The 24,253-nt window shown below is 27.9% G+C and carries 22 protein-coding genes; 12 read left to right on the top strand and 10 right to left on the bottom strand.

The window, feature by feature from the left end; all coding sequences use genetic code 11:
- Window positions 1-1,107: a glycosyltransferase gene (locus L2Z92_RS14195; protein ID WP_236454793.1), complete on the bottom strand. Its 1,107-nt coding sequence runs from the start codon at window positions 1,105-1,107 to the stop codon at window positions 1-3.
- A 49-nt stretch (window positions 1,108-1,156) separates the two neighbouring features.
- Here L2Z92_RS14195 and L2Z92_RS14190 point away from each other — a divergent pair, with 49 nt between their 5' ends.
- Complete coding sequence (locus tag L2Z92_RS14190; protein WP_236454791.1) at window positions 1,157-2,035, top strand: glycosyltransferase family 2 protein; 879 nt, start codon at window positions 1,157-1,159, stop codon at window positions 2,033-2,035.
- A gap of 31 nt (window positions 2,036-2,066) precedes the next feature.
- Here the strand turns inward: L2Z92_RS14190 and L2Z92_RS14185 are convergent, their stop codons facing one another.
- The 7 genes from L2Z92_RS14185 to L2Z92_RS14155 are packed head-to-tail and all read right to left on the bottom strand — an operon-like array spanning window position 2,067 to window position 10,365.
- Window positions 2,067-3,776, bottom strand: a complete 1,710-nt coding sequence (locus tag L2Z92_RS14185) for a T9SS type A sorting domain-containing protein (protein ID WP_236454789.1) — start codon at window positions 3,774-3,776, stop codon at window positions 2,067-2,069.
- A 13-nt stretch (window positions 3,777-3,789) separates the two neighbouring features.
- On the bottom strand, window positions 3,790-5,148 hold the full coding sequence (locus L2Z92_RS14180) for a hypothetical protein (protein WP_236454787.1): 1,359 nt from the start codon (window positions 5,146-5,148) through the stop codon (window positions 3,790-3,792).
- A gap of 40 nt (window positions 5,149-5,188) precedes the next feature.
- Window positions 5,189-6,682, bottom strand: a complete 1,494-nt coding sequence (locus tag L2Z92_RS14175) for an oligosaccharide flippase family protein (RefSeq protein ID WP_236454785.1) — start codon at window positions 6,680-6,682, stop codon at window positions 5,189-5,191.
- 1 nt (window position 6,683) lies between these two features.
- On the bottom strand, window positions 6,684-7,694 hold the full coding sequence (locus tag L2Z92_RS14170) for a hypothetical protein (protein WP_236454782.1): 1,011 nt from the start codon (window positions 7,692-7,694) through the stop codon (window positions 6,684-6,686).
- The gene (locus L2Z92_RS14165; protein WP_236454781.1) at window positions 7,694-8,266 is read right to left on the bottom strand and encodes an acyltransferase; all 573 of its coding nucleotides are present in this window, start codon (window positions 8,264-8,266) and stop codon (window positions 7,694-7,696) included. Before L2Z92_RS14165 ends, L2Z92_RS14170 begins: the two co-directional genes overlap by 1 nt.
- Window positions 8,267-9,385 carry a DegT/DnrJ/EryC1/StrS family aminotransferase gene (locus tag L2Z92_RS14160; RefSeq protein WP_236454779.1) on the bottom strand — a complete coding sequence of 373 codons (1,119 nt, stop codon included), beginning with the start codon at window positions 9,383-9,385 and terminating at the stop codon, window positions 8,267-8,269.
- Complete coding sequence (locus tag L2Z92_RS14155) at window positions 9,382-10,365, bottom strand: GNAT family N-acetyltransferase (RefSeq protein ID WP_236454777.1); 984 nt, start codon at window positions 10,363-10,365, stop codon at window positions 9,382-9,384. The genes L2Z92_RS14160 and L2Z92_RS14155 overlap by 4 nt, the downstream gene beginning before the upstream one ends.
- A 118-nt stretch (window positions 10,366-10,483) precedes the next feature.
- Here L2Z92_RS14155 and L2Z92_RS14150 point away from each other — a divergent pair, with 118 nt between their 5' ends.
- Window positions 10,484-12,280, top strand: coding sequence for a T9SS type B sorting domain-containing protein (locus tag L2Z92_RS14150; RefSeq protein WP_236454775.1), 1,797 nt, complete (start codon window positions 10,484-10,486; stop codon window positions 12,278-12,280).
- 16 nt (window positions 12,281-12,296) lie between these two features.
- Here the strand turns inward: L2Z92_RS14150 and L2Z92_RS14145 are convergent, their stop codons facing one another.
- The gene (locus L2Z92_RS14145) at window positions 12,297-12,833 is read right to left on the bottom strand and encodes an NADPH-dependent FMN reductase (protein ID WP_236454773.1); all 537 of its coding nucleotides are present in this window, start codon (window positions 12,831-12,833) and stop codon (window positions 12,297-12,299) included.
- A gap of 26 nt (window positions 12,834-12,859) precedes the next feature.
- Complete coding sequence (locus L2Z92_RS14140) at window positions 12,860-13,600, bottom strand: RDD family protein (RefSeq protein ID WP_236454771.1); 741 nt, start codon at window positions 13,598-13,600, stop codon at window positions 12,860-12,862.
- 21 nt (window positions 13,601-13,621) lie between these two features.
- On the opposite strand from L2Z92_RS14140, the gene L2Z92_RS14135 reads away from it, so the two are divergent.
- The 10 genes from L2Z92_RS14135 (at window position 13,622) to L2Z92_RS14090 (ending at window position 24,110) form a co-directional block, all read left to right on the top strand.
- Window positions 13,622-14,602, top strand: coding sequence for a stage II sporulation protein M (locus tag L2Z92_RS14135; protein ID WP_236454768.1), 981 nt, complete (start codon window positions 13,622-13,624; stop codon window positions 14,600-14,602).
- The gene (locus L2Z92_RS14130; protein ID WP_236454767.1) at window positions 14,586-15,521 is read left to right on the top strand and encodes a hypothetical protein; all 936 of its coding nucleotides are present in this window, start codon (window positions 14,586-14,588) and stop codon (window positions 15,519-15,521) included. Before L2Z92_RS14135 ends, L2Z92_RS14130 begins: the two co-directional genes overlap by 17 nt.
- On the top strand, window positions 15,511-16,287 hold the full coding sequence (locus L2Z92_RS14125) for a DUF4129 domain-containing protein (RefSeq protein ID WP_236454765.1): 777 nt from the start codon (window positions 15,511-15,513) through the stop codon (window positions 16,285-16,287). The genes L2Z92_RS14130 and L2Z92_RS14125 overlap by 11 nt, the downstream gene beginning before the upstream one ends.
- 1 nt (window position 16,288) lies before the next feature.
- On the top strand, window positions 16,289-17,467 hold the full coding sequence (locus L2Z92_RS14120) for a DUF4350 domain-containing protein (protein ID WP_236454762.1): 1,179 nt from the start codon (window positions 16,289-16,291) through the stop codon (window positions 17,465-17,467).
- A 64-nt stretch (window positions 17,468-17,531) separates the two neighbouring features.
- Entirely contained in the window at window positions 17,532-18,566 is a 1,035-nt protein-coding gene (locus tag L2Z92_RS14115; protein ID WP_236454759.1) for an AAA family ATPase, read from the top strand.
- Window positions 18,567-18,684: 118 nt separating this feature from the next.
- A complete protein-coding gene (locus L2Z92_RS14110; RefSeq protein WP_265210521.1) occupies window positions 18,685-19,965 on the top strand; it encodes a DUF58 domain-containing protein in 1,281 nt (426 codons plus the stop codon).
- A gap of 18 nt (window positions 19,966-19,983) precedes the next feature.
- Window positions 19,984-20,454: a DinB family protein gene (locus L2Z92_RS14105; RefSeq protein WP_236454752.1), complete on the top strand. Its 471-nt coding sequence runs from the start codon at window positions 19,984-19,986 to the stop codon at window positions 20,452-20,454.
- A gap of 194 nt (window positions 20,455-20,648) precedes the next feature.
- Entirely contained in the window at window positions 20,649-21,509 is an 861-nt protein-coding gene (locus tag L2Z92_RS14100) for an AraC family transcriptional regulator (RefSeq protein WP_236454749.1), read from the top strand.
- 229 nt (window positions 21,510-21,738) lie between these two features.
- Window positions 21,739-22,815 (top strand): DUF418 domain-containing protein, encoded by a 1,077-nt coding sequence (locus L2Z92_RS14095; RefSeq protein WP_236454746.1) that lies wholly within the window; start codon window positions 21,739-21,741, stop codon window positions 22,813-22,815.
- 452 nt (window positions 22,816-23,267) lie between these two features.
- Complete coding sequence (locus tag L2Z92_RS14090) at window positions 23,268-24,110, top strand: hypothetical protein (protein ID WP_236454743.1); 843 nt, start codon at window positions 23,268-23,270, stop codon at window positions 24,108-24,110.
- Window positions 24,111-24,253: the final 143 nt, after the last annotated feature.

Genomic DNA, 24,253 nt, shown 5'->3' with positions numbered 1-24,253 from the left:
CTATTTTATTTGCATCAAATTTAACCAATCTTTAGTTATTCCTTCCAAAGAAAATTGTAAAACACTAGACTTAGCATTTAATTTACAAGTATGATACAACTTTTTATCATTAAATAATAGATCAATTGCATTTGTTAACTCTTCAAAACTTTGATTTTTTACTAACAATCCATTATACTGGTGATTAATAATCTCATTTGGACCAGAATCTAAATTAAAACTTATAACAGGAACACCAGTAGCCAATGATTCTAATAGAACTAAAGGAAATCCTTCGTATTGACTACAAAGAACAAGAAACTTGGCTCTTTTCATGTATTTATATGGGTTATTTGAATTACCTATAAGATAAACATCATTTGTTAAATTCATTTTTTTTATTAAATTATCTATCTTTTCAAAATCAGTACCGTCCCCAATAATTACTAGTTTTACATTCTTATTTATTAAAATCGATTTTGAATAAGCTTCAATAAATTTATCAAATTGTTTTAAAGCTACAACTCTTCCAACTGCTACTATATACTCAAAATCGAATTCAATTTCTTCATTACTTTTTTCATCAATTTCCTCAAAATCAATTGGGTTATAAATTGTCAGGGTGTTTTTTAATTGATGTCTAAGTATAACTTTTTTTTCATTAGCTTCTGCAACACATACAATTTTATAACTCTTACCATACAGCCACTTTGTTAAAAAAGTACTATCTAAAAGATAAGTATCAATTTTTGAACTATGAACTGTATAAATAATTTTTGTTCTAGGATATAAAAATTTAGTAATAAAAATTTCACTTATCGGATTAATTCTATAACGTAGATCTATAATAAAATCAAATTTTTGCTTTTTTAAATAGTTCTTAAATAAAATATATTTTTTAATTTTCTTAAAATGACAAGTATTATTACTACCTGTATGGACTCCAAAATTAATCACTTTTCCAAGCACTTCATATTCAACCTCATTATCTAATAATAATAAACTAACATCAACATTACCTACCTTACTTAAAAGCGAAAATATGTTTATTATAACTTTTGCTAACCCTCCTGTATTTAAATTATAGGCAACAATTGCTATTTTATATTTTTTATTTTGCTCAATCACCTTTGTTTATTTACTTTCGTAGCAAATATACTATAAGATATTTATCTCTATGCAAAAATTTCCTTTAGTTAGTGTTATTTGTATTTCTTATAACCATCAAGATTATATTGTATCTGCTTTAAACTCTGTACTGAATCAAAGCTATCCTAATATTGAATTAATAATTACAGATGACTGTAGTAATGACAGCTCTCAGCAAGTTATTAAAGATTGGCTAATCAATCATCCTGATGTTTTATTTATCCCAAATGAGGTCAATTTGGGTAATACAAAAACTTTTAATAATGCAGCAAAAAAAGCCAGAGGTGAGTATTTCGTTGATCTAGCTGCTGATGATGTTTTATTAAAAGATTGTATTAAACGTCAAGTTGAGACTTTTACAAATTCAAAATTCAAAAAATTAGGATTAGTTTACGGAAATATTGAACTTTTTGATGAAAATGATAAATTCATTTCTATTTATTATAACGGAAAAGAAAAACCTGAAAGTGGTGATATATATGAAATGGTAATAAGTAGAAGTACGAAAATTTGTTCAATTGCTTCAATGGTAAAAAAGGAAGTATTTGAAACTGTTGGTTTTTATGACGAAAACCTTGCTTATGAAGATTTAGACTTATGGGTTAGAGCATCAAGGTTATATAATTTTGAATATATTCCTGAAGTATTGGCTAAAAAAAGAGAACTACCTAACTCTTTAAGTGCACATTTTCTAAAAAGAAATAATGAAAAATCAAAACATCTCCATCAATCTACTTTAACTATTTTTGAAAAAATAATTGTTCTAAACAAAACAAAGAGAGAACATAAAGCAATTTTAAAACGAATGACATTTGAAATGCATAAATTTATATATTCCAGAAATTTTAGAAGTGTTTTAAAACTTCTATTATTAGCAATTAAAGCAAAAAAAAAGACTTATTTTTAGTTAAAAATAAGTCTTTTAAAATTCAATTAATTTAGTGTTTAATAAATTTTTGATCAAAAACAATATTACCGTCATTAGAAATTAATTTCACAAAATAAACTCCTTTTTCAATATTCTCTAATGAAATATTCATTTCTTTCGATAAATAATTATTTTGATAAATAATTTTTCCATGACTATCAAAAACTTCAATTGTTCCGTTTTTAAAATTATGATCACCAATCTCAATTACAAAATTACCATTATTAGGGTTCGGATATAACTTAACTAAATCATTAATGTCATTTCTAACATTATTTGTCTCGTCTTTTTGATCACTATTCTTTGATTGAAAGACACCAGTACAACCTTCAATATATGCTTTGAAAATTGCTCCAGACTTAGCATGAAAACCATTTGCAAGAATCACTCTTTCGTTAGCGTGATAAATTGCTATTGCACTTGAATTAATAGCATTTTTTGCAGTTATATAATTTGATGACTGAACGAATTCACTTCCTGAATTAACATTTGTTGTTAACACCACATCGGACAAACAAGAATCGGACAAACTTGGAATGAATTGAGGTAAATAATGATCTGTTAATGCACTATTTAAAGACAAGTAATTTGTTATAATACTTGACGCATTATAAGAATTAACATTATCCAATTTATATAGAATATTAGAGTTTTTATTACTCACGATAATATCATTATTTTTATCTCTTTGAACATGTAAAGCTGAAGGAAATGCACTTGGACTATTATTCGCAGCTAATTTTCTATCTGGTAAACTTAGATTCGCTAAGTCTTTAACAAAGACATTATTATTTACAAAGTATACTTTTTCAGAATCGTTTGAAAACTCAAAATCTTTATAAGCACTTGAAGAATTACTTTGAATCATTTGAAAATTACTGAATGTACCAGTAACATTATTAAAATCCATTGTGAAAAAACTACTTAAATTAGTATTAGTATTTGGTCCCTGGTGAAAACTATTTGTTATTAAAAGCTCTCCAAATTTAGTATTATTCATACCAAACCTCATTATTGCCTTAGTATTAGAACGAAAATCACGTGCGTCAGAAAAATTATAATAATTTATATTATTGGGTAAATTTGTTAAAATTGGGGTTAAATTTATACCATTTGAGTCAATTTTATAACTGTGTAATCCACCACCACTTGTTTGGCTTGGATTTGTATGCAATATCACAAAATAGCCATCGTTCGAGGCATTTTTAACTAAAGTTAAAGGTCCAAAATAACCTGTATTTGTAAACAAAGAACTCCCTGTAGAAGGTTCTATTACTTTTCCATTTGGATAAGTCGGATCTTGAAAATCAACAATAAAATAGCTATACTGAGTTAAACTACTACATGATCCGCAAAGTGTGTCCTGAACGTCACTTACAAAGACATAATATTGCTTATCATTCCCAGGATGAGGAACAATAATAACAGGCTGCACTCTTCTTTCATCGAAAAGATTAATCCCGTAAGTAAGATACCCATTTTGCATCATACCAAATGTCTTATCATAAACTTTTACACCATCTGTATAAAAAAGCAGGTTTCCACTTGGATCACTTACTGATGCGAAACCATATTTATTAGCATTCGAGATAGCGCTTGAAGTGGCTGGATTTGTATCGAAACTTATTTTAGAATTAGCTAAAACCCAATTATTATTATAATCTTGGGAAAAAGAAAAACAAGAAAACAAGACACAGAAAATTATATATAAATATTTCATAACCTAATTTCCTTTATTTGGTTTTCTCCAATAATAATTTCATTTGGGCTTTCAAAACTTCAATTTCTTTCTTTTGTTCAATTAAATACAAAGTTAATTCTTCTATTTTTTCTTGTTGAATTTTTGTAATTTCTCCAACAAAAAGACCATTTTCTTCAATTTCTTTACCAGAAGGAACGTTTATTAAATGTCCTTTTTCTTTGATATGTTCTTCTACTTCTTCTAACGAAGGTAATTGGTAGTCTTTTGCAAAAACATAATCTGCCCATCCAACATAAACTTTTACTTCTTCTGCTCTCACTTTTCCTTTTACTGATAACCTAAATGTATCCGCACCGTCAACAAATGTAGATGTACCAATACCAATATTTGTAGCAGCTATGACATCACCTTCAAATTTTGAAGAACCAGTTTTAACCCAAAAGTTATGCTCAACAGGCCAGACTGCTTTACCACCAACAGTAAGATATGACTCAGGTTTTGTTAAATCAATAAAAGCATTTGTTCCATCTTCATAAATAGAAAAAACACTTGACTGAGTTTTATCATTTATTTGAAATGAACTAGTTCCATCTGTTTCTGAACGATGTCTTAATCTATTATTATCATTTCTATCTTCAATACTAAACCATGATACTGCTTTAGGATTTAAATTTGAAGCAGGCCAATCTGCAAATGTTAACAATCTATTTGCTGGACCAGAAGATCTATTAACTAAAGACCCTACATTAAGTAGTAACGTTTTTTCCCATCTATCATTTCTGTCTACAAAATTATAAGTACCATTCGGTAAACCAGCGACTTCTAAATTAGCTAAAGGAGTACTAGTACCAATACCTATTTTAGAATTAGGTTTAGCTAACTGAACTGAAACATTATCTGAGCCATCTTCATAAATTTTAAAAATCTCTTGCTGGGTTTTATTATACAAAATCATATTTGTATCGCCACCTGTACTTGCAAACATTCTATATCTATCCACATCTGCTCTGTCTACAATATTAAACCAAATAACTGATTTTGGATTCAAGTTTGAAACAGGAAAATCAAAAATATTAACCATCCGTGTATTAACATAACCAGAACCAGAACCAATCTTTCTTCCAGCTGCAAAAACAATACTCTTATCGTTTCTTTCACCTCCTGGACTAAATACAGCTCCATCTTCTAAGCCACTAGTAAAAATACCTTGTTTAGCTTCTACCTCTCCATTTACTTGCAACTTATACTGTGGATTATCCGTACCAATTCCAACATTTGTATTAGTAGTTGTTGCATTTGGTAAAACATTAGAAGCCCCGCCAGAAGAGGTATTAATTTGAGCATTAACTAAGAATGGAATACCTATAAATAAAAATAAAAATTTCTTCATAAAGCAAATTTGTTTAAAGTTTTATCCTACAAATGTAATATTATTTATTAAACTTGTTTTTTATATTTTCATATATTTTCTTTAAATCAATTATTCTATTTAAAATTGATAATGAGTAAATAACTGATATTAAAAGAATCAAAATTAAATAGAAAATAATATTACAAAAATCAAAATACAACACTAATAATGACGCTATAAACAACAGAATAAAAGAGACAGATACCATGATTTTTGCCTCTTTAAAAAAAACAAAATCATATTTTTTATTCAAATAATAATATATATATATACCATATAGTACATAATTCATTAACATCGCAATCCCAATTCCGAGTAATCCAAAATAATTATAAAAAAATATTGTAAAACTTATATTCATAAAATCTGAAACAATTTCTTGTTTAAAATACTGTCTGTTATCACCTTTTGCTAAAATCATAAAACCTAATGGCCAAATAATTGCTTTAAAAAGCATTGCTAACAATCCTAATTTTAATATTAAATATACCGCTTTAAAGTCTTTAGTATATAAAAACTCTAAAAGATAGGGTCCCGTTAAATAAATAAATAATATCGATGGTGTAATTATTAACACACTAATCTCTATTTGATGATTTACTAATTTTAAAAACTTTAACTTATCATCTTTAAAAGAGGTTAATTGAGGAAAATAATCCGTGCTCATTGCGGTAAAAACAATACCTAAATATGAAACAAAAATTACAAGACTTACTTCATAGAAACCTAATATTTCTGCACTCGCACCACCTTGATTAAGAAATAACCTAATAATGTAAAAACAAATCCTTCCAAAAATAACATTAATCGATAGTAAAAAACCAGTCTTAATAATTGGTATTCCTTTTTTTATTATTTCCTTAAAAGAAATAATAACATTGGCAGTTTTAATTTTATTTACAAAATAAAAATTTACTATTGCAGTAATTAGAGAGGTAACAATTATGACAATAACTATTCCTTCTTTTCTAAAAAAATAATACAGTAAAAAAGTTGTTAATGCAATAATGAAAGTACTAATAATTGAAGATAAAGCAATATATTTCAATAATCTTTTCCCTTGCAGAATTGCACCATATGCTGCTGTAAAACTTGAAAAAACAAAATATAATGATAAAAAAATAAACCAATAATAATAATCACTTGTTCCAAATGTTAAAACACTTAACCATTTAGAAAAAACAGAAGAAAGAATTGCTCCAGAAACTCCTATTATTAATGCCCATTTATTCAAGACTACAATAGTTTCTGAAACTTTTACATCATCAGAGTCAGAATCAGCTATTGCAATTGCTCTAGAACCTGTAATATTAAAACCTAACCCAGTAAAAGAACCTATTAAGTCTAACGAATTAGTAAGTAAACCAACAAGACCAACACCTTCTGGTCCTAAAAAAATAGCTGTAAATTTCCCAACAATTACTTTTACAAATAATTTAATGACTTGTACAAAGCCAAATATTCCAGTAGCCCTTACAATTGACTTATGAAAACCTTCTTCTTTATCACCCATTTTAATCAATTTTACAACCAATAGCTCTAAATTGATTTTTAAAACTTAAAACCCAACTCTTCCACAATTCTCCTTTTATATGATTTTCTTCTTTATGATTTTCTAAAACTCTCATTATCTTTTCCTCACAAATATCATTTTTCAAATCTTGTGTAGTTAGAAACTCTCCCTTTAACCAAGATTCGTTTAAAACATTATTAAACTGAAACATGTCAATCTGAATATTGTTATCTTTTTTATTTGTAGCAGAAGAAATAAATCCAGTTTTGAAATATTCTACATTTGTTCTTGCAAATTTAAAATGATTTTTTTTTCCTAAAAATTTTAATGCGTTATAAATTTGTAGCTTTTCATCAACTTTCCCATTATTATTTTTCCATAAATTAACAAAGTATTCTTTATTAAAGACGGCACCAGCAACTGAATAAATCGAATAATAATTTAAACATTTCTTATCAGAAAACACATTTAATTGTTTAAATATTTTTCTAATTTTAAATCTATTTGTACAAAAGAAAAGTTTAAAATAAAAAGGGTTAAAACTATCTAAATTAGGTTTGTATATTAAATATTTTTTTTCCTCTCTCTGAGTAATTCCTGAAATAACCTTTTTATTTCCTAACCAAATTAATTTTAAAATTGCTAAATCATTATCTTTTACTATTCCATTAAAAAATCCAAAATTGAAGTATCTAATGAACCAAAAATCATCTTCAATCAATAAAAAATATTCTGATGTGTTTCCTGCACAAGTAATCCAAGTTTTAATAGGTATCTCTAAAATTTCCTTTATTGAGTTTGATTGAATTAATTTTGATTTTTTATCATAAAACTCAGTTTTAACAATTTTTATATATGGATATTTTAAAACTATTTTATCCAAAAATTTCTGCGGTGTTCCATCATCTAATACATATATACTACCTGTAAAATTAATGCCAAATTTTTGAATACTAAATAAACATCTATCCAAGTAGTATGGTCTATTAAACGATTTAATTAAAATATCCATTAATTTATTTCTCTTATGAATTTAACTGGGTTACCTGCATAAACACAGTTCTTAGGTATACTCTTACTCACTAATGATTTACATCCAATAATTGAATTTTCTCCAATTGTTACTCCTTTTAAGATTGTAACATCGTCACCAATAAATACATTTTTACAAATCTTAATTGGCTTAGAGTTTGGGATACCTACATGTCTTTTGTCAACATCTAAATGGTGTCCATCGCTATCAAAAATTGAACAATTAACACCAATCAAAACATCATCTTCAATTATTATTTTTGAAACACTCTCTACTGAAAAGGCATTATTTATATAAACATTACTCCCAATACTAATTTCGCTATTACTCCCGCGTGCTTCAAAATAAGCGTAATGAGAGTAAAAATTTTTTGATTTTTCAAAACCTATATTCACATTATTACCAAAAAAAATCTTTCCTTCTCCATTGTACAATATAGCCTGATGCGTTAATGGATTACCTTTAACATTAATACAAGAAGACAACATTTTATATTTATAAATCTTTAACTTTATAAATATTCGTTTAATTATTTTATTTGTAATGTACATTTAATATTCATTTATTACTTTTACTATTTTATTCACTTCTCCATTGGTCAAACCAGAATTCAAAGGAATACTCAATACCTCATCATGTATTTTTTCAGTAATTGAAAAACACATCGATTTCATGTCTTTTAAAGCCTCTTGATGATGTGGTGCTATTGGATAATGGATCATCGTCTCGATTCCGTTTTCTTTTAAATAGTTCGCTAGCTGTTCTCTGTTTTCTGTTCGAATAACAAACAGGTGAAAAACATGATTATCTGATTCATTCCAAAATGGAAGTATTATTTTATCATTTTTAATTTCAATTAAATAACGTTTCGCAATAGCTCTTCTAGTCGTATTTTCTTCATCTAAATAAGGCAATTTTACATTTAAAAAGGTGGCTTGTAATTCATCTAAACGAGAATTAACTCCTATCATTTCATTATGATATTTAACTTTAGAACCATAGTTACGCATCGAAAAAAGTACTGCTGCTAGTTCATCATCATTTGTAGTTATTGCACCTGCATCACCCAATGCTCCTAAGTTTTTACCAGGATAAAAACTAAAACCCGCAGCATTAGCTAAATTCCCTGCTTTTTTAAACTCAAATTCATCATTTGCAACATCTAAAATAGCTCCATGAGCCTGTGCTGCATCTTCAATTACTAATAAATTATGTTTTTTTGCAATGTGATTTATTGCATTCATATCTGCTAATTGACCATAAAGGTGTACCGCTAAAATTGCTTTCGTTTTGCTAGATATATTGACTTCAATTAAATCAGGATCCAAATTATAGGTTTCTATTTTTGGTTCTACTAAAACAGGTACTAAATCGGCTTGAAGAATAGCCAAAATACTGGCAATATAGGTATTAGCTGGTACAATAACCTCATCTCCCTTTTTTAGTTTTCCTAATTGCATATAGGCTTTAAAAATAAGGACTAAAGCATCTAGACCATTACCTACACCAATACAATATTTAGTCCCACAATATGCTGCAAAATCATATTCAAATGTTTTTACTTCTTCTCCAAGTATATACCAACCTTTATCTAAAAATTGTTTCATTTTCGACTGAAAATCAGCTTCAAATTGTTTATTTAATTTATTTAGATCAAGAAATTTTATCATAGTAGCACATCATTTAATTTAACAAAATTCTTAGTTTCAACTTCATAAAAATTCTGAATAACTGTCCTTGCTCCAAAAGATTCTTTCCAATAATGCAATTTCTCGTTTAAATTCATTCCACCATTTTCGTTAGAAATACCAAAATCGAAATATTTCTTTTCTGCATAAATATTTTCAATCAAAAAATGATACAAATAGTCTAAACTTCCTAAAGTATTATTAATTTCTTTATTTCCAGAAATATATTGAGGATGAGCAACCCTTCCTTTTTCAAAAACAGTTACACCAGCCACTATTTTGTCTTCATGATAAGCATTAAATTGTCTTATCTTTAAAGGAAACTTCGATTTTAAATAGGTGATTTCTTCTAAGGTATGAACAGGAAGAACATTATATCTTGATTTTAAATTGGGGATTAATATCTCATTCCAAAAAGATTCAAAAGAATCCGTTTCTTTAACCACAATTCCATTAGCATTACCTTTATTAATGCCTCTTTTTCTAACCCTCGATATTTTTAATTTATTTTCTAAATCCAACACAGCAATACTATCTCTTCTAAATAAATTAGCATCTAATAAAAACAGGATATATTCCATTTCATCTGATGGAATAATAGAATAAATAGAAGGTAAAATTTTTAAGTTCATTTTATTAATTCCTTTCTCATTTGTGAACAATAATAATGCTCTCATCATAAATATCACTTCCGATAAAAATGTTTCTGATGAAAGAACCAATCCTCCATAGGTTAAACCTTGATGAGAATACACTGTATCTCCTACTCTATTTGCAGGCAAAATTGCTTTTAAATTATCTTTCTCATCAAAAATTAACAAGGAATAATCTTCAAAACGATCACTATGATATTCCATAAAATCTCTATGAAACAGAAATGTTGCGTTTTTTGCATTAGCAACAAAGTCATTCCATAGCCTATAATACTCTTTTGTATATTTTTTTACGTGATATCTTTTCAAAAATAGTAGAATTAATGCCGAAAATTACTAATTTTTTAATTCTTCAACTGCCTATCTATTAATTATTATTAAATAAATTATTATATTGGTACTCAAATCCGACTACAACTTCTTTATAATGAAGCTAAAAAGTACTTTCTATGGTTACTTATTTATTATTTTTTTTCCTTTACTTGCTATAGGTCAAGATATATCATTGTATACCCAAATTAATGGACGATATGATTTTACTTTCGTAGGAAATACGTTAAACCCACAAGAAAACTCTTTTCAACCAAGTCCTTCAATCTTTACAAGTTCATCAGCAGATCTTACTCTAGATTTTAGTGATGTTATTGAACGTGCTTATTTATACTGGGCTGGTTGTGGAACAGGTGATTTCGACATTAAATTGAATGGTGTAGATATTACTGCGGAACGAACTTTCTCTAATCTTCTATTTACACAATTTAATTTTTTTAGTGCATTTACAGATATTACTTCTTTTGTACAAAGTACTGGAAATGGAACGTATACTGTTTCTGATTTAGATGTTACTTCTTTTATTGATTTGCATTACCAAAACAGAACCAATTTTGCGGGCTGGGCTATAATTGTTGTCTATCAAAATAACGCATTACCATTAAATCAATTAAATATTTACGATGGTTTGCAAGTAGTTTCGCAGGTTCAGAATTTATTAACTGTAAATTTAGATGCTCTTAATGTTATTGATAATCAAGATGCTCGAATTGGATTTTTAGCTTGGGAAGGCGATTCTGGACTTGCTGTAAATGAAACCTTAAGGATTAATGGAACTATTTTAAGTAATCCGCCATTAAACCCTGCAAATAATGCTTTTAATGGAACTAATACTGTTACAAACTCCAACGAACTTTACAATATGGATTTGGATATTTATAATATTCAAAACAATATAGCGATTGGAGATACAAGTGCTACTATAGAGCTTACTTCTGGGCAAGATTATGTAATGATTAATGCCATTGTTACAAAACTAAATAGTCAACTCCCTGATGCGACTATAGTACTTAATGATTTTAACGTGACTTGCGATTCAAGAGAAGTTCCAATTACCTATACAGTCTCAAATATAAATAGTACAAACGATTTACAATCCAATACCCCAATTGCTTTCTATGTTAACGGAATTTTAGTGGGTACTTCTCAGACGCAAAATATAATTCCAATTGGTGGCAACGAAACAGGAAGTGCAATTATTACCGTTCCTTCAACAACACCTCTTAATTTCACTGTTTTAGCTGTAGTAGATGACATTGGAGATGGCACTGGAATTGTAACTGAATTAGCAGAAAACAACAATACCAATACAATAAATATTGAGTTATTAGTTGCACCCGATTTTAATGATTTAAACCCTGTCTTGAGTTGTAACTTAGGTTTAACTAGAGGTATATTTGATTTTTCAGCATATGAAAACGAAGTAAAAACAGATATTTCCCATTCGGCTACTTTTTATGAAAGTCATGATGATGCTATAAATGCAATTAATCCAATTTTTAATGCTTCAAATTATGAAGCATTAACTACTCCGAAAGAAATTTTTATACGAATTGAAGATAACGATTGTTTTGCTATTACATCATTCACTTTGTTAACTGAAAATTGTCCTCCAATTATTTACAATGCTGTTTCTGATAATAATGATGGCTTAAATGATTCTTTTTTTATTGATGGTTTAAGAGATATTTTTGTTGATTTTAAACTTGAAATTTATAATCGCTGGGGAAAACTTGTTTGGACAGGAGACAACAACAAACCCAATTGGAAAGGTAAAATTGAAGAAGGAATTGGATCGAAACATGCCCCAGACGGAACTTATTTTTATATACTCTACCTTAACGATCCTAGTTATCCAGAGCCTTTGAATGGGTATTTATATTTGACAAGGTAAAATCTTGAAAAACACTCTATTTTTCTATTAGTTCTTTAAACGATTGATAGAATATTTTCAATTCTTTTTCAGTATTTACGTCAGATATTTCTCCATTTTCATTCACTTTTCCTTTTATTCCGTTAATTAAAAGTGTTGTTTCTCCTATGAATTTTGTTTGTACAGTTTTCATGATTAACTTCAATTCTTCATGTCCTTTATTACCACTTGATGAAGCAGTTATTAAACCTATTGGTTTATCTGAAAAAACAGTTGTTGACACGAACCATTCTATCATATTTTTCAAACCACTAGGAATACTGAAAACATATTCTGGAGTACAAATAATAATTCCATCTGCATTTGCAATTTTATTCCTAAAAGCAACAACTTCTAAAGGTACATTCTCATCAGTATATTCTGTTTTAAAATGAGGTAATACAGTTAAATCATCTAAAATTTCAAAATTAAAATCAGAATTACCATATTCAGATAAATATCTTAGTATAAAAAGATTTTTCGAGTTTTGACTTGCGCTACCACAAATTCCAATTATATTCTTTTTGATTTTCATTCAGTTACTATTCCCTTTAAAATTGACTACATATTCTGTGTGTAAAAATTATAATCTTTTAGTAATGTTCTAATAAAATCCTGATCATTTCCTGATTGATTCTTTATTCCTGTAACAGAAATGACTTTTTCTCTCAATTTTATTAAAGTCGAATAGTCTCTATTTTTAACTGCAGTTTCAAAAGTTTCTTTAATAATTCGAACATCATTATCAGATAATTTAATCACCAAAGGATAAGTAGGCACATAGTCATCGTTTACTTCTTGAAGAATAGTATGATTAATATTTATCTTATTTTTCAAAGAAATTATTGCCGTTCCTGAGACCATATCTCCCAATCTTTGATTTTTACCACTAAAAATTACAGCAAGCAAACCAATAATACCGAATGGTGGTATTATTTCTATTAAACGAAACAACCATCGCACTAAATAGTCTCCAAAACCCGCCTGATAACCGTCTATTTTTATCACTTTAGTCTTCATTATTCTTTTCCCAATAGTTTGTCCTTCAAAAATACTTTCTTGAACGATTGTGTAAAAGATAATTGGTAAATAAACAATTATATATATTGCAGTTTGAGACCAAAAATCTAAAGACAAAATATAACTATCTAACCCTGAAGCGTCTATTATAAAAGCAACCACTATAGAATAGGCTATCATGACTAGCAAATCAAGGATCAATCCTAGCATTCTTTCTCCTACAGACGCTGCTGTAAAATTTATTGAAACATTTTGTGTAGTAGTTATAGTTAATTGTGACATAATTTTCTATTTTAGCACCTCATGAGAGAAGTAGCATTTATAAAACAAAATAAAGAAAAATGGCTTGAATTTGAGCAAGCAATTTTCGGTAAATCTAAGAAAAATCCTGATGAATTAGCAAGTTTATATATTCATTTGGTAAATGATTTAGCATATGCACAAACATATTACGCTAAAAGTAAGACTGTTATTTACTTAAATCATTTAGCTTCGCAGACTTATCAAAAAATTTACAAAACAAAAAGAGAAGACACAAATCGTTTGGTTTATTTCTTTAAAACCGAAGTACCTCTTCTTGTTTATGAGTACAGACGCTATATTTTTTATGCGTTTATCATTTTTATCCTCTTAACATCAATTGGTGTTGTTTCTGCAAAAAACGATGATTCTTTCGTTAGAGTAATTTTAGGCGATCATTATGTAAACATGACGCTAGAAAACATTAAAGATGGAAATCCTGTAGCTGTTTATAAAAGTGGAAGTAATTGGGGAAGCTTTGTAGGTATAACTCTTAATAATTTAAAAGTTGGAGCATTATCCTATTTGTTTGGAATATTTTTAGGAATAGGAACCTTTTGGGTTCTTCTTCAAAACTGTATTATGCTTGGGTCTTTTCAAACATTTTTCTATCAACAAGGTGTTTTTTGGGAAAGTGTTCGAGGAATTTGGATACATGGTTCTATGGAAATTTTTGCCATGGTAATAGAAGCTGGAGCAGGTTTTGCTTTAGGAGCAAGTATATTATTTCCTAAAACATTTTCACGATTTAACTCTTTTAAGATAGGTTTTAAAAATACGTTTAAAATTTTCCTAAGCACAATGCCTTTTACGCTAATCGCAGGTTTTCTAGAAGGATTTATTACCCGATATTCTATAGACATGCCTAAGGTATTAAGTGTTGGAATAATACTAACTACTTTAGGGATAATTAGTTTTTATTATCTAATATATCCATTCATCGTAAATAAAAAATTAAAAGCAAAAAATGTTTCAATTATATAAAAAAAGGGGTTTTAGTGAATTTGTTGGAGATACTTTTGATTTTTTAAAAATTGAAGGTAAAAGTTATTTTAAGAATTATTTCATTATTAATGGAATTGTTCTGTTACTTCTTGTTGCCACACTATATTTCTTTACAAGCATATTCTTTGAAGGAATGTTTTCTAATGCAAACAGAAATAATTCGGATGGAATGGCATTGTTTCTAAATAGCAATTTAGGAATTTTTATTGGTCTTGGAATTTTCCTTTTCTTAATAGTCATGCTTGCTAGTTTAATAAACTATACCTACCCTATTGCTTATTTAAAATTAGTAGCCGAGAAAAAAACAATTACTACAGAAAGCATTATAGCAATAATGAAAGAAAAAGCTGGAAGAACAATTATCTTTTTTTTAGCCTCTTTAGTTGTTATGATTCCGCTAATTTTCATCCTAATGGGAATAATGTTTCTCTTAACAATAATAATCATTGGAATACCTTTACTTTTAATCGTTGGTCCTGCTTTAATGAGTTGGATGATTTTATGCTATTATGATTATATAACAACAGAAAATGGTTATTTTCAATCTTTAGGAAATGGTTTTAACCTATTAAAAATGAAATTTTGGCCAATAATTGGTTCAACAGTAATAATGTACATTATAGTACAAATGATTGTAGGTATTTTTTCATTTGTTCCTTATATCATTACTATTGCAGGCTTTATGGCATCTATTGATACAGAATCTCAAAGCGCAGAACCTTACTCTGCAATTATGATTGCAATGAATATCCTTATGATTGTTTACACTATATCTAGTTTTACACTTCAAAACTTAATTTTCGTAAATCAAGGAGTTATCTATTACAGTGTTAAAGATGAAGAAGAAAGCCATAGTATTAAAAGTGACATCGATTTAATTGGACAAAATGAAGAATAAACTATTATTTCTCTTTCTTTTAATAACTTCTATCGGATTATCTCAATCTGAAATGGCTATTGATACAATAAGTTTGTTAGACTACGAGAATTATACTACTTCAACTGATACTATTTCTTACACTAAAGAAGTATTAACAGTAGAATCAAAAACTTTCGAACCTAATTTTCAAGAAAAATACAAAGACAAGGATTTCATTTATGAAACTGTAATAGACACGAAAACAATGTCTGCATGGGATCGTTTTTGGAAAGCTGTTGGCAATTTTATTTCTAGATTATTTGATCTTGGTAATATTGATGGTTCTATATCTGGTTTAGAAATTATAATGAAAATTATAGCCTACGGAATTGTGGGTTTTGTAATTTATATGATTGTTAGACTAATTATCAAAAAAGAAGGACAATGGATTTTTGGTAAAAACAAAAAGAAAATTACCGTTTCTGAAATGGTTGAAGAAAACATTCATTCTATAGATTTTAAAGAGATTATCAAAAAATCAAAACAAGAGAATGATTATCGATTAACCATTCGTTATTATTATTTGTGGTTATTAAAATCGCTTACAGATAAAGAAGTAATCGAATGGGACATTGAAAAAACCAATTCCGATTATCTATATGAAATTAAATCTACACAGCTAAAAGAAAGCTTTCAATACCTTTCTTACATCTATGACTATAGCTGGTATGGTGAATTTGATATTAATGAAAAAGATTTTTCAAAAGCAGAAGCAGCCTTTTTAAAAGCAATACAAGATAAATAGAATGCCAAAAAGTATAAAAATATACATCTTTATTTTAGTTCTTATTCTCGTTGGAATAATAACTATAGATGCTAACAGACCAAAACCTATAGATTGGACACCAACCTATAGTATAAAAGATAAAATCCCATACGGACTTTATGTTTTAAATCAAGAAATAGATGGTTTCTTTAAAAATAAGGAAGTTGAAAAGTTTGGAAACACACCCTATGAGTTTCTAGATTATAAATATTCCTATAGCGATAGTAGTTACAGTATTAAAGGCTCTATGTTGTTTATTGATGAAGGTTTCATGATTGATGATGAATCCACAGAGGAACTTTTGTATTTTGCTTCTCACGGAAATTCAATTTTTATTAGCGCAAGTAGCTTTCCAGAAATTTTGAAAGACTCATTGAACTTTGATTACGGTTATACTAGTAATTTTTCAGATACACTTCAGTTCTCCATAAAAGACAAAGAAAGTTATAATTACCTAAAAGGGATTAATGATGTTTATATTAAAGATTTCGATAGTACAAAAACTACTGTCCTAGGCTATCAAAAAAACACCAATAAAGATTCTTATCCTAACTTTGTGCGAATTCCATATAAAAATGGAATGTTTTACTTTCATACGCAACCAGCAATATTCACTAATTATTATTTGCTCGATAAAGAAAACTACAAATATGCAGAACAAGTATTGTCGCATATTAACACAGACAAAGTATATTGGTATTTAGAAGAAACACGCAACAGCGTAGATCATCCAATGGATTATATATTTAGTCAACCCGCATTAAATTGGGCTTGGAAAATAGCAATCATCAGTATATTTGTTTTCATGTTTTTTAATGCCAAAAGAAAACAACGTGTAATTCCTATAATAGAACCTTTAAAAAATACTACTATCGATTTTACAAAAACAATTGGAAATCTGTACTATCAAGAAGGAAACCACCAAGATATTATTGATAAAAAAATTAAGTTTCTCCTTGAAAGAATCAGAAATGAGTACTTAATGGATACTTTCGATTTAAATGAAAGTTTTATCAATCGACTGCATCAGAAAACAGGTAAAAATAAAACCGATATAGAAAACATTATCCGACTCATCAAAAAATATCGCAACCAAACCAATAGTTCTGATAAAGATTTAGTTGAGTTCAATAATGCAATCGAAAAATTAAATATATAGTACTTATTACTTTAGATATAAAATATAAACCAGCATTGCCTGCGTTCAATAAAAAAAACAAAATATGGAAAATAATTTCAAAAACAACGAAGAATTAAACACAAACACGTTTGAAAATACAAACGAAAATGTAAATTTTCAATCTAGATTAAATTTAACACCGCTTCAAGAAAGTGTAAATAATATAAGAACAGAAATTTCAAAAGTAATTGTTGGACAATCTAGAATGATAGATCAACTACTTGTTGCAATTCTTTCAAACGGACACGTACTTTTAGAAGGTGTTCCGGGAGTTGCAAAAACAATTACTGCAAAACTACTATCAAGAACCTTAAGTTTAGATTTTAGTCGTATTCAGTTTACACCCGATTTAATGCCATCTGATATTATAGGAACTTCTGTGTTTGATTTATCTAAATCGAGTTTCGAATTTAAAAAAGGACCAATATTTTCTAATTTTGTTTTAATTGACGAAATTAACCGTGCTCCAGCAAAAACACAAGCTGCTTTGTTTGAAGTAATGGAAGAACGTCAAATTACTGCTGACGGACATACTTATAAGTTAGATTTACCTTTTCTTGTTATTGCTACACAAAACCCAATTGAACAAGAAGGAACTTATCGTCTTCCAGAAGCACAGTTAGACCGTTTCTTATTCAAAATAAACATCGATTATCCAAATTTATCAGAAGAAATTGCTATACTTCAAAAAGAAAATGAGCTACAAAACAATGATAAATTGGCAACCATTGCACAAGTAATTACAAAAAGTAATATTCTAGAATTTCAAGCATTGGTAAAACAAGTTCTAATTGAGCCAAATTTAGTAGAATACATTGCTAAAATAGTTTTAAACACACGTGAAAATCCGTTTTTATATTTAGGAGCTTCACCAAGAGCATCTATTGCTATTTTAAATGCTTCTAAAGGTTTTGCAGCACTAAAGAATCGTGACTTTGTTACGCCAGATGACATTAAAGAAGCTGCTATTCCTGTATTACAACATAGAGTTGTTGTTACACCAGAGCGCGAAATGGAAGGTATTACAAGTACAGAAATTATCAAACAGATTATCGATTCTGTAGAGATTCCAAGATAAAAATTAGAAAACACTTTTTGGTAAACAAAAAGAATAAAAATATTGTTAGCTAACAAATACAAGAATGAAGCAATTTATAAAACAACTCTTTCTCAATAATTTCTTTTTTTATTGCCTAATGGGAATCATATTCCTATTCGTTGTTGCTTATTTTTTTCCCATGTTCTATAACGCAACATGGTATTTGTTGTATGTATTATTAGTCTTTACAGCCATAGATGTCTTATTATTATTTGGGTTTGGAAACAAAATAGAAGCAAGCAGAATTACCCCCGAAAAATTATCTAATGGAGATGAAAATCCTATTATAATTAAGATAAAAAACAAATATACTTTTCCGATAGTAGCTAAAATTATAGATGAAATTCCATTTCAATTTCAAGAACGAAATTTTGAAGTAAAACGAAAAGTAAAAGCCTCGTCAAACGACGAATACCAATACTTTCTTCGCCCAACAGAACGTGGTGAATATTCTTTTGGTAGCCTTAATTTTTACGCTGTTTCACCTTTACGTTTAATTGCCAAAAGATACACGTTCAATAAAGATCAAATGGTGCCCACCTATCCTTCTTACATTCAATTACGCAAGTATGATTTAATGGCTTTTTCAAATAACTTATTCCAATATGGATTAAAGAAAATAAGGAGAATTGGACACACCATGGAGTTTGAACAGATTAAAGAGTATGTGCAAGGCGATGATATTCGTACGATTAACTGGAAAGCCACTGCTAAGCGCAACCAATTAATGGTGAACCAATTTCAAGATGAAAAATCGCAAAACGTTTATATGGCAATTGACAAAGGTCGTGTTATGAAAATGCCATTTAACGGTTTAAGTTTACTTGATTATGCTATAAATGCTACCCTAGTTTTGTCTAATGTAATTATTAAGAAACAAGACAAAGCAGGAATGTTTACTTTTTCAAAAAAAGTAGAAAATCGTGTTGTTGCAGAAAAAAGACAGAGTCAGATGCAACAAATCATGGAGAGTTTATACAACATAAAAACCGACTATTTTGAAAGTGATTTCAGTCGATTGTATGTAGACATCAAAAAACACGTTAACCAAAGAAGTTTGATCATGCTCTACACCAACTTCGAAACTCTTGACGGCCTACACAGACAACTACCCTATTTAAAAGGAATTGCAAAAAACCATTTATTAGTTATTGTTTTCTTTAACAATACCGAATTGAATGATCTAATAAATAAGAAAGCTGAAACCGTACAAGAAATATATGACAAAGTTATTGCTGAAAAATTTGCATTCGAAAAACGATTAATTGTAAACGAACTTCGTAAATACGGTATTTATTCGGTACTTACACAACCCGAAAACCTTACACTCGACACCATCAATAAATACCTTGAAATTAAAGCTAGAGGTATTTTATAATACAATCTTCTAAAGACAATGAATTCAAACGAAATTATCTTATTAAATTTTTCAGAAATTAGAAGACGAAGTATCAATTTATGGAGTGGAATTCCAAATGAGTACCTTAATTGGAAACCCGATGAAAATGCTTTTACAATTATTGAAATGATTAGACACGTTTTAGAAGGTGAGCATCTATTTCATAAAATAATTGAGAATAGAGGTAATTTAGGTAATTACTCATCACCTTGGAAAGCGCTTAAATATTCAGATTTAAAAAATGAACTAGAATTTTCTGAAAAATATCGAACAGCATTCTTAGATATGATAAGTAATCTAAACGAATCAGATCTAGAAAACGTAAGAATTGAAAGAAAAGAAGTTGGACAGTCTAAAAAACTCGGAGATTATTTAAATCGTATTGCATATCATGAATCGGTTCATACAGGACAAATTTTAAGTTACTTAAGAACTATTGGAATTGAACGACCACAAATATGGGATTAGCAACTAAAAAAACGTATAAATGGAATTTGGAGAAATAGTTTTTTATATAGTTATCGGATTAATTATTGTGACTTTTTTATGGCGATTTTTAAAACCTTTTTTAAATTATTTATTAACACCATCAGCTAGTCTGAAAAATATTTAAAAAATACATTATATTATTTCTTAATTAACCTTTTTAAGATTATTTAATTGTGAAAAATAAAACTCAAATAGATAGATACAAAACGCTAATTGATTTTATTCATGATAATTTTAAAAGAGAAATAACTGCAAAAGAAATTGAAAATATTTGTTTCTACTCCTATCGAAATATTAATCGAATTTTTCAAGCAATACATCAAGAATCAATAGGACAATATATAAAGCGAATTAGAATTGAAAAATCAGCAGAATATATAAAGTTCACCAACTCTACAATTGCAGATGTTGCTTCAATTGTTGGTTTTAATGACTTAGCAGTATTTAGTAAAGCATTTAAAAGTAGATTCGAAATTTCTCCATTAAAGTATAGAAAAAAAGTTATTAAAGTGGATATCCCTTTTACTTATTTAGATAATCACAATTTTACGTTATCAAACCAAGAAATTGATTATGAGATTGTAATACTTCCAAAGTATAAAATTTTGTATTTACCCTACAAAGGCGATTATAAAGACATAAAAAAAATAGATACTGTCTGGAACAAATTATTGACTTATGCAGAAAAAAATATTTTATTAAATGATACTACTCTTTTTTTAGCAGAAATAGTAGACGATAACGAGATAACCGATACTAATAATTGTAGATACAATGCCGCTATAACCATTCCTGAATTTGAAGTATTTCCTCAAACTGGTCTATATAACGTAAAAATGATTAATCAGCAAAAATATGCCAAATTTAAACATATTGGAAGCCACGAAAGTTCATTTGAAACTTACACTAAAATATTTGCAAATTGGATGACTACCATTAATCAAGAATTAATAGACAAACCAATTTTAGAAATTTATTCAAACGAAGAAAATAAAAAGAAATTTATTACAGATATATATATTCCTATAAAGTAAAATTGTCTGAAAATGACAAATTTCAAAATTAAATTAATAATAATTTTGAAAACATTTTAATTACTAATGATGAAATATAATTTTTTTAATAAATGGTACTCTGATTTTCTAGGAATAATAGGACTACCTAATTTTTATAACATGAGAATAGGTAATAATTTTAGTTATCTGAATTTACTTTGGCTATTATGGTTTTTAAACTTTCTAAACATTATAGATAAGAAAGAGAATGAACAATAGAATAGTAGGATTAGATGTAGCTCGAGCTTTAGCTGTTATTGGAATGATAATTGTGAATTTCAAAGTTGTTTTTGGTGAAAACGGACAAAATTGGCTAAAAACTTTTTCGAACATTTTGGATGGCAAAGCAGCAGCAACTTTTGTAGTTTTAGCAGGTATTGGACTTGCATTAATGACAAACACTGCTATTAAAAACAAGGATAAAGTGAAACTCAAATCTGTACGAAATAGGGTCGCAAAAAGAGCTCTATTCCTATTCGTTGTTGGAATTTCATATATAACAATATGGCCAGCTGATATTTTACATTTTTATGGAGTATATATGCTAATTACTCTTTTGCTTTCAACAAGTAAGGAAAAAACTATTCTAATTTATGGAGTACTAATAATTCTTTTTTTTCCTTTATTAATGTTGCTTTTGAATTATGAAATTGATTGGGACTTCAATTCTTTAGAATATTTGAACTTCTGGTCGATAAAAGCTTTTTTAAAAAATCTTTTATTTAATGGTTTCCATCCTGTAATTCCTTGGGTTGCATTTATATTATTTGGTTATTGGTTTGGGAAACAAAATTTAAATGACGTAAAAATCGTAAAAAAAATATTCTGGTATAGTTTATCAGCATTAATTGCCATACAAATTTCATCACACTTATTCATATTGTTTTTATCCGAAGGAAGTAAAATAGCGTATACCGAGCTAACCGCTATACTTGGAACAAATCCAATGCCTCCATTACCAATTTATATGTTCAATGGTATTGCACTTGCCTTTTCCTTAATTTCTGCATGTATTATTATTGCCAAACGTTTTGAAAACCATATCCTAATTAACGCTTTAAATAAAACTGGACAACTAGCATTAACTTTTTATGTTGCACATGTGATCATTGGAATGGGAATTGTTGATTTCATAAACCCATCCAAAATGGGTAATTATACTATTGAGTTCTCAGTGGTTTATGCATTATGTTTTAGCTTACTTTGTATACTTTTTGCTGTTACATGGTTAAAACATAAAAAAAATGGACCATTAGAATGGGTTATGAGAAAGTTAACCGATTAAATAACGGACTATACTTTTTTAAGATCAAAAATATTTTAAATCCTGTGATTCTTTTTTTGTGAATTTTTATACTATCACGTTTTTGTGATTGTTTTTTATTTTAAAAAAAGTTTATCACAAAATTGTGGTAATAATATTTAAATTGAAAAAATAATCACAGTTTAGAATTCATAATTCTCAACCCTCATGATAAAAATAAACAAAACGTATAGAATTAATAATAATCATAAGATAGACTGTAAGTTAAACGAGAAAAATACGAATCCAAATACGCTACAAATAAAATACTTTGAATAACTTCTAACATTTTTTCCTATATTTAAAATATAAAATTATTGCAAAGTCATCTTTAAATTGAAATTTTTAATTAAATCAACAAAAACAGTCCCCACAAAAAACTGTAAATCGCATCAATATAAGCCTTAATATCCGTCAATTAATTTTCAAAACTCATGAAACATATACTCCTTATTTTGTGTTCTATATTGATTTTCTCATGTACTAAAAAGAAAGAAAATAGAAAAGAGGAAGAGTCTGCTATCAAAATATACAGTAAAGAAGATTATTATAAACATAACGGCAAAAAGATGATAATTATTGATACCTCTTGCATTAACAAGAAGAAAAGAGCTAAAGAGGATATAAAAAAAGGGAAGTTATCACTACACAACCTCTACTCCATCTATTACCGTAAAAATTTCAATAATAGCTATGATCATCATCTAAAACTCATGGAGAAGTTGTTAGCAAAAAACAATATCATTTTAGATACAGTTTTTTTACCTTCAGATGCAAGTTGTTTACGAATAATTGGATTTGAAAAATACTGCTACCAAAGCATAATGCATGATCATATAAAGAAAAAATATGGGATTAATTATATTGATTCTTTATGTAATCTTGTGGAAACAGATTACGTTAAAACACATCCAAATAGGATATATGAAGTGTCCGAATGCGATTTAAATTATGCAGAAAATGGAGAAGAAAGTTTTCAGCAATTTTTAGATCATTTAGAACATAAATTCATTGCTTCGTTTGAATATCCTAAAGATTATTTTTACAAAGTCGAAAAATATTTTTCATACAATTCTGCTAAATTCACCCTAGATAAATCTGGAAGAATATCCAATTTAGAAGTGAAAGTTAAATTTCAAAATCCGGAAAATGAAAAATTTAGAGATTATTTTGAAAAAAAACTTTATAATTTTATTAATGATACAAAATTTCCTGCTGTAACAAGTTGCGAATTAAAAGTGAAAAGTAACATTAATATAACCTATATCAATAAATAAAGAACTCAACAACAAATGGGTACAAATGGAAATTCCTTATATTTTAAAGCGTTGCTACAAAAGCATCAAAGTAATTTTATACTTATTAACTTTTTACTAGATTTACATGAATGCTACACTAATAATTTAACATTAATAATATT

The organism is Flavobacterium jumunjinense, assembly GCF_021650975.2.
GTDB classification, from domain to species: domain Bacteria; phylum Bacteroidota; class Bacteroidia; order Flavobacteriales; family Flavobacteriaceae; genus Flavobacterium; species Flavobacterium jumunjinense.
The sequence above is the reverse complement of the archived record's forward strand: the minus strand, read 5'-3'. Positions and strand labels throughout refer to the sequence as shown.

Excerpts from the sequence above, each read along its gene's own strand:
- L2Z92_RS14165 (WP_236454781.1), bottom strand. The coding sequence starts at position 8,266 with ATGTACATTACAAATAAAATAATTAAACGAATATTTATAAAGTTAAAG.
- L2Z92_RS14090 (WP_236454743.1), top strand. The coding sequence starts at position 23,268 with ATGAAACATATACTCCTTATTTTGTGTTCTATATTGATTTTCTCATGT.
- L2Z92_RS14160 (WP_236454779.1), bottom strand. The coding sequence starts at position 9,385 with ATGATAAAATTTCTTGATCTAAATAAATTAAATAAACAATTTGAAGCT.
- L2Z92_RS14180 (WP_236454787.1), bottom strand. The coding sequence starts at position 5,148 with ATGAAGAAATTTTTATTTTTATTTATAGGTATTCCATTCTTAGTTAAT.
- L2Z92_RS14190 (WP_236454791.1), top strand. The coding sequence starts at position 1,157 with ATGCAAAAATTTCCTTTAGTTAGTGTTATTTGTATTTCTTATAACCAT.
- L2Z92_RS14145 (WP_236454773.1), bottom strand. The coding sequence starts at position 12,833 with ATGAAAATCAAAAAGAATATAATTGGAATTTGTGGTAGCGCAAGTCAA.
- L2Z92_RS14110 (WP_265210521.1), top strand. The coding sequence starts at position 18,685 with ATGGGAATCATATTCCTATTCGTTGTTGCTTATTTTTTTCCCATGTTC.
- L2Z92_RS14150 (WP_236454775.1), top strand. The coding sequence starts at position 10,484 with ATGAAGCTAAAAAGTACTTTCTATGGTTACTTATTTATTATTTTTTTT.
- L2Z92_RS14095 (WP_236454746.1), top strand. The coding sequence starts at position 21,739 with ATGAACAATAGAATAGTAGGATTAGATGTAGCTCGAGCTTTAGCTGTT.
- L2Z92_RS14105 (WP_236454752.1), top strand. The coding sequence starts at position 19,984 with ATGAATTCAAACGAAATTATCTTATTAAATTTTTCAGAAATTAGAAGA.
- L2Z92_RS14175 (WP_236454785.1), bottom strand. The coding sequence starts at position 6,682 with ATGGGTGATAAAGAAGAAGGTTTTCATAAGTCAATTGTAAGGGCTACT.
- L2Z92_RS14135 (WP_236454768.1), top strand. The coding sequence starts at position 13,622 with ATGAGAGAAGTAGCATTTATAAAACAAAATAAAGAAAAATGGCTTGAA.
- L2Z92_RS14130 (WP_236454767.1), top strand. The coding sequence starts at position 14,586 with ATGTTTCAATTATATAAAAAAAGGGGTTTTAGTGAATTTGTTGGAGAT.
- L2Z92_RS14125 (WP_236454765.1), top strand. The coding sequence starts at position 15,511 with ATGAAGAATAAACTATTATTTCTCTTTCTTTTAATAACTTCTATCGGA.
- L2Z92_RS14170 (WP_236454782.1), bottom strand. The coding sequence starts at position 7,694 with ATGGATATTTTAATTAAATCGTTTAATAGACCATACTACTTGGATAGA.
- L2Z92_RS14120 (WP_236454762.1), top strand. The coding sequence starts at position 16,289 with ATGCCAAAAAGTATAAAAATATACATCTTTATTTTAGTTCTTATTCTC.
- L2Z92_RS14115 (WP_236454759.1), top strand. The coding sequence starts at position 17,532 with ATGGAAAATAATTTCAAAAACAACGAAGAATTAAACACAAACACGTTT.
- L2Z92_RS14185 (WP_236454789.1), bottom strand. The coding sequence starts at position 3,776 with ATGAAATATTTATATATAATTTTCTGTGTCTTGTTTTCTTGTTTTTCT.
- L2Z92_RS14140 (WP_236454771.1), bottom strand. The coding sequence starts at position 13,600 with ATGTCACAATTAACTATAACTACTACACAAAATGTTTCAATAAATTTT.